The sequence below is a fragment of the Micromonospora sp. DT81.3 genome, from assembly GCF_049847225.1.
Classification (GTDB): domain Bacteria; phylum Actinomycetota; class Actinomycetes; order Actinomycetales; family Microbacteriaceae; genus Microbacterium.
On record NZ_JBNCNY010000006.1, the window covers coordinates 248,374 to 260,633 of the forward strand.

The 12,260-nt window shown below is 68.3% G+C and carries 11 protein-coding genes; 4 read left to right on the top strand and 7 right to left on the bottom strand.

What is annotated here, in order from left to right; genetic code table 11:
- Positions 1-687 (bottom strand): phosphatase PAP2 family protein, encoded by a 687-nt coding sequence (locus ACPW96_RS15340; RefSeq protein WP_425884104.1) that lies wholly within the window; start codon positions 685-687, stop codon positions 1-3.
- Between the two features lie 60 nt (positions 688-747).
- On the opposite strand from ACPW96_RS15340, the gene ACPW96_RS15345 reads away from it, so the two are divergent.
- Entirely contained in the window at positions 748-1,245 is a 498-nt protein-coding gene (locus ACPW96_RS15345) for a nitroreductase family deazaflavin-dependent oxidoreductase (protein WP_425884105.1), read from the top strand.
- A gap of 70 nt (positions 1,246-1,315) precedes the next feature.
- Here the strand turns inward: ACPW96_RS15345 and ACPW96_RS15350 are convergent, their stop codons facing one another.
- The 3 genes from ACPW96_RS15350 to ACPW96_RS15360 form a co-directional block, all read right to left on the bottom strand.
- Positions 1,316-2,665: a multidrug effflux MFS transporter gene (locus tag ACPW96_RS15350; protein ID WP_425884106.1), complete on the bottom strand. Its 1,350-nt coding sequence runs from the start codon at positions 2,663-2,665 to the stop codon at positions 1,316-1,318.
- A 205-nt stretch (positions 2,666-2,870) separates the two neighbouring features.
- Positions 2,871-4,028, bottom strand: coding sequence for a cystathionine gamma-synthase (locus tag ACPW96_RS15355; protein WP_425884108.1), 1,158 nt, complete (start codon positions 4,026-4,028; stop codon positions 2,871-2,873).
- A 32-nt stretch (positions 4,029-4,060) separates the two neighbouring features.
- The gene (locus tag ACPW96_RS15360) at positions 4,061-5,425 is read right to left on the bottom strand and encodes a cystathionine beta-synthase (RefSeq protein ID WP_425884110.1); all 1,365 of its coding nucleotides are present in this window, start codon (positions 5,423-5,425) and stop codon (positions 4,061-4,063) included.
- A gap of 69 nt (positions 5,426-5,494) precedes the next feature.
- Here ACPW96_RS15360 and ACPW96_RS15365 point away from each other — a divergent pair, with 69 nt between their 5' ends.
- The 3 genes from ACPW96_RS15365 (at position 5,495) to ACPW96_RS15375 (ending at position 7,382) form a co-directional block, all read left to right on the top strand.
- Positions 5,495-6,196: a DUF3105 domain-containing protein gene (locus ACPW96_RS15365; protein WP_425884111.1), complete on the top strand. Its 702-nt coding sequence runs from the start codon at positions 5,495-5,497 to the stop codon at positions 6,194-6,196.
- A gap of 9 nt (positions 6,197-6,205) precedes the next feature.
- Positions 6,206-6,871 carry a DUF305 domain-containing protein gene (locus tag ACPW96_RS15370; RefSeq protein ID WP_425884112.1) on the top strand — a complete coding sequence of 222 codons (666 nt, stop codon included), beginning with the start codon at positions 6,206-6,208 and terminating at the stop codon, positions 6,869-6,871.
- Between the two features lie 70 nt (positions 6,872-6,941).
- Positions 6,942-7,382, top strand: coding sequence for a hypothetical protein (locus tag ACPW96_RS15375; RefSeq protein ID WP_425820686.1), 441 nt, complete (start codon positions 6,942-6,944; stop codon positions 7,380-7,382).
- Positions 7,383-7,385: 3 nt separating this feature from the next.
- Here the strand turns inward: ACPW96_RS15375 and ACPW96_RS15380 are convergent, their stop codons facing one another.
- The 3 genes from ACPW96_RS15380 to ACPW96_RS15390 all read right to left on the bottom strand — a co-directional run bounded on the left by ACPW96_RS15380 (position 7,386) and on the right by ACPW96_RS15390 (position 12,203).
- A complete protein-coding gene (locus tag ACPW96_RS15380; RefSeq protein ID WP_425884113.1) occupies positions 7,386-9,803 on the bottom strand; it encodes an HAD-IC family P-type ATPase in 2,418 nt (805 codons plus the stop codon).
- Positions 9,804-9,876: 73 nt separating this feature from the next.
- The gene (locus ACPW96_RS15385; protein WP_425884114.1) at positions 9,877-10,854 is read right to left on the bottom strand and encodes a carbohydrate ABC transporter permease; all 978 of its coding nucleotides are present in this window, start codon (positions 10,852-10,854) and stop codon (positions 9,877-9,879) included.
- A complete protein-coding gene (locus tag ACPW96_RS15390) occupies positions 10,851-12,203 on the bottom strand; it encodes a carbohydrate ABC transporter permease (protein ID WP_425884115.1) in 1,353 nt (450 codons plus the stop codon). The genes ACPW96_RS15385 and ACPW96_RS15390 overlap by 4 nt, the downstream gene beginning before the upstream one ends.
- Positions 12,204-12,260 lie beyond the last annotated feature (57 nt).

A 12,260-nucleotide genomic window follows, 5' to 3' on the forward strand; every position in this document is an offset into this window, starting at 1 on the left:
TCAGCTTAGCGACGGCGGTGCAACCGCCTCCTCGATCCGCTTGCGACCCCATTCCCGCTCGAGCACGCGCGCGAACGCCGCGGCGACCAGCAGTGTCGCGGCCGCTCCCACGAGCGCGCCTCCGACCGTGTCGCTCAGCCAGTGCGCCCCCAGGTAGGTGCGGGAGAAGGCCATGAGCAGCGTCCAGACCGCTCCTGCGACGGCGACCCACACGCGGGGAAACAGGACCCACATCGCGACGGCGACGGTCGCGGCGTTCGCCACATGCCCCGACGGGAATGAGCCGAAGTCCGAGATGACGATGATGTCCTCGGGCCTTGCGCGCCCGAACAGGTGCTTCATCACTTGTACGGCACCTGCTCCCGCTATCTCGGCGCAGATGAAGAACAGCGCGGCCCACGGTCTTCGGGCTATCAGGAATGCGCCCGCGACGGCGATGGGTATTGCGAAGACACCGAACCAGCCGGCGCCGGCGAAGTTCATCGCGTACGAGACCGCGAGGAGCACATCACCGCGCGCCGCAGCGAGAGTGGTCATCCACCAGACGTCGACCGCGAACGGCCCGTTCCCGCGGAAGAAGAAGATGAAGGCCCCGAGCGCCAGGCTCGCGGCGAGCAGGCCGAACCCCCACCACAGCAGCACGTGGACACGCGGGAACGGGCGAATCGTCACCTGATGTTCGTCCATTGGTCAATTGTGCCCTGCGCCGAGGGGTACCCGGGGAGCCTGGCCGCGAGACAATGAGCCATGGTAAGAGTGGTGGACGTCGCCCGGGCGGTTCTCGCACCGCTGACGCGCACCCGGGTCTTCCGACGATGGGGGCCCATCGTGCTGCCGTCGGTCGAGCGATTCGTCACTCGCCTCACCGGTGGCCGTGTGCAGCTGAGCGGGCTCCTCGTGCCGTCGCTGGTGCTGCACACCACCGGAGCCCGCTCCGGCGAACCGCGTGATGCGCCTCTCATGTACACGCCGGACGGACAGGGGCGGGCTATCGTCGCCGGCACGAACTTCGCGGGCGAGCGGCATCCGGCGTGGACGACCAACCTGCTGGCGCACCCCGACGCGGCCATCACCGTGCGAGCACGACGGATGCGTGTTCACGCGTCGCTCATTGCCGACACGGAACGCGACGCCGTCTGGGCGCGCATCGAGCGGCAGTGGCCCGGATACCGCGGGTACGAGCGCGACTCCGGACGCACGGTGCGGCTGTTCCGGCTGCAGCCGATCGCGGACGACGCGCCGTAGGGGCGCAGCATCGCCGCGCCCCTACGGCCGCGGCATCGCCAGTTGTTCAGGCCGCAGCATCGCCGGCTGCCTACGGCCGCAGCATGGCCACGGTGCGCGGGCGCACCACCAACCACAGACCGAGAGCGCCGATCACCGCGCTGCCCGCCATCACCGAAGCCATCGTGGTGGCGGTGATCCCGGCGTCGTGCGCGATCAGTCCGACCAGCGGAGACACCAGCCCGGCGACGCCGAAGTTCACGGCACCGAGGATGGATGCCGCGGTACCCGCCGCCTTGCCGTGCCGATCGAGGGCCAGCACCTGCACGCAGGGGAACGTGAAGCCGCACGCCGTCATGAAGAAGAAGAGCGGGATGATCGCGCCCCACAGGCCCAGCCCGAGCTGGTCGGCGACGATGAGGACGGTGGATGAGAGGACCAGCACGGAGGTGGAGTACGCCAGCACCCACTGCGGCCCGAAGCGCGCGGCGAGCCGCGACGCGCTCTGCACTCCCAGCACGACGCCGAGCGAGTTCACCGCGAACAGCAGGCCGTACTGCTGCGGATCGAATCCGTAGGTCTCCTGGAAGAGGAACGAGGAGGCCGAGAGGTACGAGAAGAGACCGCTGAAGGTCATGGAGCCGACGATCAGCACGCCCAGGAAGACACGGTCGCTGAGCACGCTCTTGTAGCGCTGCAGCACCGTGGTGCTCCCCCGCTCCTGCCGGCGCGCCTTCGGAAGCGTTTCGGGCACGAAGATGAGCGCGCAGACCAGCATGACGGCGCCGTAGATGGAGAGCACGACGAAGATGCCTCGCCAGGGCATGACGGTGAGCAGGGCCGATCCTATGAGAGGCGCGGCGACCGGGGCGACACCCGTAACGAGCGCGAGGCGCGAGAGCATCACGACGAGGCGCCGGCCGCCGAAGAGGTCCCGCACGATCGCCATGGCGACGACGCCACCGGCCGCGGCCCCCATGCCCATGCCGACGCGGGCCGCCATCAGCAGGTCGAGGGTCGGCGCCAGGGCGGCGGCGACACTTGCCGCGACGTGCAGCGCCGTGGCCGCAAGCAGCGGGACGCGGCGGCCGACCTTGTCGCTCAGCGGACCGACGATCAGCTGACCGAGCGCGAAGCCGATCATCGTGCCCGTCAGCGTCAGCTGGATCGCGCCGGCAGTCGTCTGGAAGTCCCTCTCGAGCACCGGGAAGGCCGGCAGGTAGAGATCGATCGTGAACGGGCCGAGGGCCGTGAGGGCGCCCAGCAGCACGATGTAGAGCACCCGGCGGCGGTTGGGGATGGCATCGCCCGGGTGCAGCATGATCGGCGCGGTGGCCGGGTTCGCCCCGAGCACGCGGATGGCACCGGTGGCGGTGGAGGCCTTGGGCGTCGGCGCAACAGGCTTCTCGTTCTGGACGGGGACACTGGCGGTGGCGGTCACGAAGCCCTTTCGGCGCGGGGAGGGAAGGAAGCGGGGAGCTGTCTCGGAGGAACACGGGGCTCGACCACCGGCGACAGCGGACGTCGAATCGATTCGACGAATACCAATGATACCGGAGCGTTCGAGCGGAGAGCGACACGGCGACGCGATCAGCAACCGTTTTCCGGTTGTGCCGCCGCCGTATCACCGCGCGAGCCGCGCGAGATCAGTGCGCCAGCCGCGACAGGCCCTCTTCGAGGTCGGCGATGAGATCGCGGGCATCCTCGATGCCCACCGAGAGTCGCACGACGTTCTCGGGGACGGCGAGCTCGGTCCCTCGGACGGAGGCGTGGGTCATCTCGGCGGGGTAGCCGATGAGCGACTCGACGCCACCGAGCGACTCGGCGAGCTGGAACAGCACCGTCGACTCAGCGAACGCCCGGGCGGCGCCGGGGCCGGCGGCGAGCGCCAGCGAGACCATCCCTCCGAACCCGGTCATCTGCCGTGCGGCGATCTCGTGCCCCGGGTGCGTGTCGAGGCCCGGGTAGTAGACGGCGTCGAACTCCGAACGGCCGGCGGCCCACTCCGCCACCGCCTGCGCGTTCTCGCTATGGCGCTGCATCCGCAGGGCAAGCGTCTTGATCCCACGAGTGGTGAGCCACGCGTCGAAGGGGCCGGACACGGCCCCCGCGGCGAACTGATGGAAGGCCACCGCGTCACGGATCGCCTCGTCGTTTACGACGATGGCGCCCCCGAGGACGTCGGAGTGGCCGCCGAGGTACTTGGTGGTCGAGTGCACCACCACATCGGCGCCGAGGGCGAGCGGCTGCTGCAGCGCCGGCGACGCGAACGTGTTGTCCACCACGGCGATGGCACCGGCCTCGTGTGCGAGGGCGTCGAGCGCGGCGATGTCGGTGATCTTGAGCAGCGGGTTGCTGGGCGTCTCGACCCAGAGCACCTTGGTCTTTCCCGGTCGGAGGGCCTGGCGCACGGCATCCGCATCGCTCATCTCGACCGTGGTGGTCTCGATGCCCCAGGGGCCGAAGATCCGGGTCAGCAGGCGGTACGTGCCGCCATACGCGTCGTTGCCGAGCACGACATGATCGCCGGGCTTCAGGATGGCGCGCAGCAGCGCGTCCTCCGCGGCGAGGCCCGAGGCGAAGGACAGGGCGTGGGCACCGCCCTCGAGCGAGGCGATCTGCTCCTCCAGCGCCGTACGGGTCGGGTTGCCCGATCGCGCGTATTCGTACCCTCCCCGCAACCCTCCGATGCCGTCCTGCACGAAGGTCGAGGTCTGGAAGATCGGGGGGATGATGGCCCCGGTCGTCGGGTCGAAACGCTGTCCCGCATGGATGGCGCGGGTGTTGAAGTGCTGCTCGCTCATGGTTTCCGAGCCTACCCACGCCCGCAGGGGGCTCAGCGCGATAGGTACGCCAGTAGGTCCTGGCGGGTGAGGACGGTGTGGGGCGACCCGTCCCTCGTCACGAGCAGCGCGTCGGCGTGGGCGAGCGCCTCACGAGCCTCGGCCACCGAATCGTGGATGCCGACCAGGGGCAGCGTCGGCGCGACATGCAGGCCGACGGCATCCGTCACCTTCGCCTCACCGCGGAAGACCCGATCGAGCAGCCCGCTCTCATCGATCGACCCGACGACCTCACCCATGACGACCGGCGGCTCGGCGCTCAGCACGACCAGCTGCGAGACGCCGAACTCGCTCATCATCTGGATCGCCTCGAGCACGGTGTCGCTCGGGTGAGCGTGCACCAGTTCGGGGATGTCGCCTCCCCGCGTGGCGACAACGTCGGCGACCGTTTCGCTCTCGCCGACGTCGGTGAACCCGTACGAGCGCATCCACCGCTCGTTGAAGATCTTGCCGAGGTACCCGCGGCCGCCGTCCGGCAGCAGGACGACCACGACGGCGTCCTCCGGCAGGTCCCGGGCCGCCCGCAGGGCGCCGACCACCGCCATCCCGCTCGAGCCGCCGACGAGGATGCCTTCCTCGCGTGCGAGCCGGCGCGTCATCGCGAACGACTCCGCGTCGGAGACGGCGACGATCTCGTGCGGAACCGTCGGGTCGTAGGCGCCGGGCCAGATGTCCTCGCCGACGCCCTCGACGAGGTAGGGTCGCCCGGTGCCGCCGCTGTAGACCGAGCCGACGGGGTCGACGCCGATGATGCGCACGGTCTCCCCCGATACGTCGCGCAGGTAACGCCCGGTACCGCTGATGGTCCCTCCAGTGCCGACGCCCGCGACGAAATGCGTCACGCCCCCGTCGGTGTCGCGCCAGATCTCGGGCCCGGTGGTCTCGTAGTGGCTGCGGGGCCCGTTGGGGTTCTCGTACTGGTTGGGTTTGAACGCCCCCGGGATCTCCCGCGCCAGCCGATCGCTGACGCTGTAGTAGGACTCGGGACTGTCGGCGGGGACGGATGTCGGTGTCACGACCACCTCGGCGCCATACGCCGTCAGCACATTGATCTTGTCTTCGCCGACCTTGTCGGGCAGCACGAAGACGCACCGGTAGCCGCGCTGCTGGGCGACCAGGGCCAGACCGACGCCCGTGTTGCCGCTGGTGGGTTCCACGATCGTGCCCCCGGGATTGAGCAGGCCGGCTTCCTCCGCGGCATCGATGATGCGGGTCGCGATGCGGTCCTTGCTGGAGCCGCCGGGGTTGAAGTACTCCAGCTTGACCAGGACGGTGCACCGGAGCCCATCGGTCACGTGGTTCAGTCTGACCAGTGGGGTGTCGCCGACCAGGTCGACGATCGTCTCGGCGTACTTCACGCCTCCAGGGTAGACGGCCGGTGCCCCGCGCACAGGATTCCCCCTGGTGCGATCACTTAAGATCGAGGGGTGACCCCGACCGAGAAGCGCGCAAGCGGCAACCCCGTGAAGCAGGCCGAGATCAACCTCACCGTGAAGCAGCAACGCGAGCAGCGGCGTCAGGAGAAGCTCGCCGAGTACCAGAAGCAGCTGGCCAAGCGCCGCCGCAGCAAGCTGGTCTGGTGGGCCGTGGGAATCACCGGGGCACTGGTCGTCGTCGCTGTTGTCGTGGCATCGTTCGTCTTCGCGCCGGCACCTGCCGTGCAGTACGAGGCGGGCGGGGATGGCGCCGAGATCGAGGGCGTCGAGACCTTCACGAACGAGACCCTGCACGTCGAGGACCCGGTCGACTACCCGCAGAGCCCCCCGGCCGGCGGAGCGCACAACCCGGCGTGGCTGAACTGCGGCATCTACAGCGAGCCGCAGCAGAACGAGAACGCCGTGCACTCCTTGGAGCACGGTGCCGTGTGGGTCACGTACGACGCCTCCCGGGTGACCGGCGAGGAGCTGGATGCGCTGAAGGCCGAGATGCCCTCCAGCTACGTCATCCTCTCCCCCTACGAGGACCTCGATTCCCCGATCGTGATGAGCGCGTGGAACGCGCAGCTCAAGCTCGACTCGGCCGCCGATGAGCGCATCCCGCAGTTCTTCGAGGAGTACTGGCGCAACCAGAATGTTCCCGAGCCGTCGGCGACGTGCTCCGGCGCGATCGATGGCCCCGGCAAGGAGTAGGTCCACGTCGTGACCGACTCCGAGCGCAGCTCGTCGCCGCCTCGGTGGCTGCTCATCGGATCGGCGATCCTCGCGGTCGCCGCGCTGGCGTTCGGCATCGGGCGGTTCACGGCGTTCGGCACGGGCGCCGCTCCCCCCGCACCCACGACCGATTCGGCGGATGCCGGCTTCGCGCGCGACATGCAGGTGCATCACGGTCAGGCGGTCCAGATGGCGATGCTCATCTACGAGAAGACCGAAGACGAGGGCGTCCGCACCCTCGCGTACGACATGGCGACAGCGCAGTCGGCGCAGGCGGGCGAGATGTACGGCTGGCTGGTGCAGTGGGGCCTGCCGCAATCGGGCGAGCCGCTGATGGGGTGGATGTCGGATGCCTCGGGGTCGCATTCCGGCCACGACGTCGGCCCATCGGCCACCGATGACGAGCTGCGTGCCGCCATGGGCATGGCCACGCCAGCCGAACTCGCCGCCCTGGATGCGGCGACCGGCACCGAGGCGGACTGCCTGTTCCTGGAGCTGATGATCAGGCACCACGAGGGCGCGATCGACATGGTGGATGCCATCGGCGAGCGCGGCGAGCGGGCGCGGGTGCTCGCGGTCGCGAAGTCCATGGGGTCCGTGCAGCAGAGCGAGATCGACGCGATGCAGTCGATTCAGCGGCGCCTCGGCTGCTGACCCATACCCGTGTCACGCCGATGCTGACGACGCCCGCGTGGCGATCGGCTGCGGTGGTTACAGTGGTCGCGTGGACACCACGACGACCCCGGCACGGCTGACGCAGCCCCTCGTCATCCGGGTGACCGTCGTGCTGATCTACCTGTCCGGCCTGTCCAACGTCGTTCTCGGGGTGCTCGTTCTCTTGAGCCGCTACACCGTGAGCGACGCGAACACCGTCCTTCCGGTCTCCCTTCTCGGCGCGGCGATCATCCTGCTCGGGCTGCTGACGATCGCGGGCGGCTCGGCGATCGCGCGGGGCAGCCGCCTGGCGCGGCTTCTGGTCACGATCTACGTCGCCGTGCTCATGGTCCTGGACGTGCTCACCATCCTGACCACAGAGACGTGGGACTTGCCGGCCGGCGTCAAGATGCTGCTGGGCGCCGTGATCATCGTGGCGATGTGGGTGCCGCCGGGTTCCCGCTACTTCGTGATCCGCCGGGTCGACGACCCGGCCGTCGGGACCGCCTGACTTTCACGCCGTCGCGAGGGCCTTCGCGACAAAGCGGCGATGGAAGAACCGCACGATCTCGATGGCGCCGATCGTCAGCGCCGTGACGATCGTGATCAGGACCGCAGCGTCCTCGCCAGGGTCGACGAGCTGGAAGAACTCCGTGGTCAGGGGAAACGTGAAGACGGCGACCAGCGCCACGAACATGGCACCGATCACGAGCACCTTGAACCGCGTGATCGGACGCGAGAGCACGGTGAGCACCCAGATGCCGACGATCGCCAGGATGATCGTGGAGCCCGTCCGAAGTTCAGGCTCGGGTACCGACAGTGCCATCGCGCCGAGAGTGTACGTCGTCAGGGCGGCGGAGATGACCAGCCCGGCGGGGATCGCGAACATCAGCGACCGCTTCAGAAACCCCGGCACGTAGCGCTGCGTGTTCGGCAGCAGCGCGAGGAAGAACGCCGGGATGCCGATCGTCAGGCCATCGGTGATCGAGAGCTGCCGGGGCAGGAACGGGAACTCGAGCACGAGCAGGCCGAAGATCACCGCCAGCGCCGTCGCATAGGCGGTCTTCGTCAGGAAGAGCATCGACACACGCTCGATGTTGGCGATCACCTGACGACCCTCGGCGACGACGTCGGGGAGGTGTGAGAACTGGCCGTCGAGCAGAACCAGTCGGGCGACGGCCTTGGTGGCGGCGGAGCCGGAGTTCATCGCGATGCCCATGTCGGCCGTCTTGATCGCGAGGGCGTCGTTGACCCCGTCGCCGGTCATCGCGACGGTGTGGCCGCGCGCCTGCAGGGCCACCACCATCCGCTTCTTCTGCTCGGGCGTCACGCGCCCGAACACGAGGCTGGTCTCGAGCACATCGGCGAGGGCGGCGTCGTCCTCCGGCAGCTTCCGCGCGTCGTATCCCTCGTCGACATCGACGCCCACTTCCCGCGCGATCGCCGCAACCGTGCGTGGGTTGTCACCGGAGATGATCCGGATGCCGACTCCCTGCCTGCGGAAGTAGGTCAGAGTCTGAGCGGCATCCGACCGAACCTGCTCCCGGAAGGTCAGCAGCGCCACCGGCACGGCGTCCTCCGGCAGCCGCTCCGCCTCGACGCTTTCGTCGGTCATGCCCCCGTCCGTGCGGGCGAGCACCAGAGTACGGCGGCCCGAGGAGGCGAGGGTCGTCACGCGCGAGCCGAGTGCCGTGGAGGCGTCGGATGCCGCGTCCCCGAAGACCATCTCAGGGGCACCGAGCACCCAGGTGCCCGCGGCGGCGTCACCGAAAGAGACGGCGCTCCACTTCCGCGCCGACGAGAACGGGACGTACGCCGTGACGTCCCGGGGGCCTTCCGCCGGGAACGGCACCGCGAGGCACCGCGCCGTGGCGTTGGCATCCCGCGCCGCCCCGTACCAGGCGAGGGCCCCTTCCCAACCCGCCGGCGGAGCGGTGAGCGGATGCGCGCCGTCGAACTCGATCTCGCCCGCCGTCAGGGTGCCCGTCTTGTCGAGGCAGATCACATCCACACGGGCGAGGCCCTCGACCGCCGCGAGCTCGTTGACGAGCACTTGTTTCGATGCGAGCTTGGCCGCGGCGACGGCGAACGCGATCGAGGTCATCAGCACGAGACCGAGCGGGATCATGGCCGTGAGCGCCGCGATCGTGTTGACCACCGCCTGCTCCCAGGTGCCGGTCTGCACCGCGGTCACCCATCCGCCGGCGACCATCATCTGGGCGTTCAGCACCAGGAGGCCGATGGGACCGATGCCCCAGCCGACCCACTTCAGCACACGGTCGATGGAGCTGCGCAGCTCCGACCGGACCAGGGAGAACCGCTTCGCCTCGTCGGCGAACTTGTTCGCGTACGAATCGGCGCCGACCTTGACGACGCGGCCCTCGCCCTCCCCTGCGACGACGATGGACCCGGACAGCGCCTCGTCGCCCGGGCCCTTGTCGACGGCATCCGATTCGCCGGTCAGCATCGACTCGTCTATCTGCAGCGCCCGGGACGCGACGATCACGGCGTCGGCGGGCACCTGATCGCCGGCGCGAAGCACGAGGATGTCGTCCAGCACGACCTCCCCCGATGCCACACTGACTTCCGCGTCGTCGCGGCGCAGGCGCGCAAGGGGTGCGTTGAGCAGGGCCAGGCGATCGAGGGCGGACTTCGCGCGGAACTCCTGGAAGCATCCGATGACCGCGTTCCCGAACGCCGCGAGGCCGAACAGCGCATCCTGCCACCGCCCGACGAGGAGGAGGACGAGGAAGCAGGCGCCGACGATCCCGTTGAACAGAGTGAACACGTTCGCGCGGACGATGTTCCAGGCGCTTCGGCTTGATCCGGAGGCGTAGGCATTGGTCTTTCCGGCGGCGACGCGTTCGGCGACCTCGGCGCTGCTAAGGCCCCGCGCGGCGTCCAGGACGGTGTTTCCGGCCGTGGGGTCCATGGCTTCACCCTAGGCGTGACGCGCGCCCCGCGTCCAAGGATGCGGGGCGCGCGTCACGCCGGTGCGGACGGGGTCAGCCCTTCGTCGCCCCCGCGAGAAGGCCGCGCACGAAGAAGCGCTGCAGCGCGAAGAACACGACCAGAGGGGTCGCGATCGTGAGGAACGTGCCCGCGGCCTGCAGGAACCACTGGTTGCCCCAGGTGCCCGAGAGAGACGCCAGGGATTGCGTCATGGGCAGTGAGGACGACGGAGCGAAGATCGTCGCCACCAGCAGGTCGTTCCACACCCAGATGAACTGAAGCACGGCCAGCGAAGCGAGCGCCGGCGCCGAGAGCGGAATGATCATCCGGAAGAAGATCTGACCATGGCCGGCGCCGTCCACGCGCGCCGCCTCGATGACCTCGCTCGGGATCTCCGAGATGAAGTTGTGCAGCAGGAACACCGCGAGCGGCAGGGCGAAGATCGCGTGCGCGATCCACACCGTCGCGAAGCTGTGATCCACTTCACGCAGATCGAAGCCGGGGAAGATCGTGACCTCGTTGATGGTGAGGCCACGCGAGAAGAGGCTCAGCAGCGGTACGAGGGCGATCTGCAGCGGGAAGATCTGGAGGGCGAAGATCGCCACGAAGAGCACGAACTTCCCGCGGAAGTCGATCCACGCGATCGCGTATGCGATCAGCGCCGCCACGCAGAGCGGCACCATGGTCGCCGGGATGGTGATCGCCAGCGAGTTGAGGAAGGACTCCCACAGGGTCAGCGCCGTCCCGCCGGAGGTGAGCGCCGCGGAGTAGTTGCTGAAGGTGAAGGACGGGTCGAGGAACACCGTCCACCAGCCGGACGTCTGCGTGTCGGCCGGCGGGCGGAAGGACGTGACGAGAAGCCCGAAAGTGGGGATCGTCCAGAAGAACGCGATGATGATCGCCGCGATCGTGGCGCCCTTCGAGGTGGCGCGCCTCTGCGCCTCCTTCTCGTGCTTTCGCGTGTCGCGCGCGAGCTGGCGCGCGGATCGGGGATCGAGGTTCGGCTCGATGGCGACGGTGGAGATGGTCATCGGATCTCCCTCTGCTTCCTGATCTGGATGACGTTGAACACGATGAGCGGGACGACGAAGAGGAAGAGCACGACGGCGAGAGCCGCGGAGTGCCCATAACTCTGGAATCGCTGCTGCTGGTTGACCATCTCGAACGCGAGGACGGTCGAGTTGTTGCGGCCACCGGTCATGACGGCGACGACGTCGTAGATCTTGAGCGCTCCGATGGCGATGGTGGTGAGCACGACGACGATCGAGGAACGGATGCCGGGGACGGTGACGTTGACGAACCTCTCCCAGGCGCTCGTCCCGTCGAGCTCGGCCGCTTCCATCTGCTCGGTGGGCACGGCTTTCACCGCGGCCGAGAGGATGACCATCGCGAGACCGGTCTGGCTCCAGATGAAGACCACCAGGAGGAAGAACGTGTTGATGAGCGGCTCGACCGCGAGCCACGAGACCGGCTGCCCACCGAAGGCGACGACGATGGCGTTCAGAAGCCCGACCTGATCCTCCTGGCGATAGTCGTACATCAGCTTCCAGATGATGCCGGCACCGACGAACGAGATCGCGAAGGGCATGAAGATCAGAAGCTTCAGCACCCTCTCGCCGCGCGCACGGTCGATGAACACCGCATAGGCGAGCCCGACGACCGTCGCGAACGTCGGAGCCACGATCACCCAGATGATCGTGTTGATGACCGACCAGAAGCCCTCCGGATTGGTGAAGGTCCAGACGTAGTTCTCCAGGCCGACGAAGTTCTCGCCCGTCTTGTCGAAGAACGACTGGACGACCGTGGCCATCGCGGGATAGACGAGGCCGACGAGAAGCAGGATGAGCGCCGGCGCGGTGAACAGCACGAGCTGGAAGAAGTAGCCGGCGCCCTTGCTCGAGCGGTAGTCCACCCAGAAGAGCAGGCCACCGAGGATCAGGGCGATCGCAATGACGTAGAGAACGGCGTTCTGATAGGGCCGCAGCACCATGAAGGCGAGTGTAGGCAGGAGGAAGCAGGCGGCGAGACGCAGCCAGAAGTAGAGGCGCCCCGGGCGGGCCGCGTACTCGATCAGCAGAAGGATGACGGCGACCAGGATGCCGAATGCCAGCACGGCGATCGGGATCTGGACGATCGGGCCCAGGTCGCCGATCCACTTGAAGAAGCTGTTCAGGGAGAAGCCGAGAGAGGTCGGCGGCGCATCTTCCGTCGGTGGTCGGGTGACCATGAAGATGAACAGGGCCGCGATCAGGATCAGCCCGATGGTGACGACGATCGTGGTCTTGCTGTTCTCGCGGGCCGAGTTTCGTCCCCGGCGGGTTGACGGAACCTTGTCTCCCGAGCGTTTCTCGGCATCCGGCAGCTTGGTTGTTGCGGTCATGAGCACCTTCCCAGTGAGGCATCGAGCTCTTCGAGGGGGCGTCGGTCAGCGGGTGAA

What these genes read in the sequence shown, in the direction of transcription:
- ACPW96_RS15385 (WP_425884114.1), bottom strand. Translation starts at nt 10,854, where the DNA reads ATGACCATCTCCACCGTCGCCATCGAGCCGAACCTCGATCCCCGATCC.
- ACPW96_RS15390 (WP_425884115.1), bottom strand. Translation starts at nt 12,203, where the DNA reads ATGACCGCAACAACCAAGCTGCCGGATGCCGAGAAACGCTCGGGAGAC.
- ACPW96_RS15340 (WP_425884104.1), bottom strand. Translation starts at nt 687, where the DNA reads ATGGACGAACATCAGGTGACGATTCGCCCGTTCCCGCGTGTCCACGTG.
- ACPW96_RS15380 (WP_425884113.1), bottom strand. Translation starts at nt 9,803, where the DNA reads ATGGACCCCACGGCCGGAAACACCGTCCTGGACGCCGCGCGGGGCCTT.
- ACPW96_RS15355 (WP_425884108.1), bottom strand. Translation starts at nt 4,028, where the DNA reads ATGAGCGAGCAGCACTTCAACACCCGCGCCATCCATGCGGGACAGCGT.
- ACPW96_RS15345 (WP_425884105.1), top strand. Translation starts at nt 748, where the DNA reads ATGGTAAGAGTGGTGGACGTCGCCCGGGCGGTTCTCGCACCGCTGACG.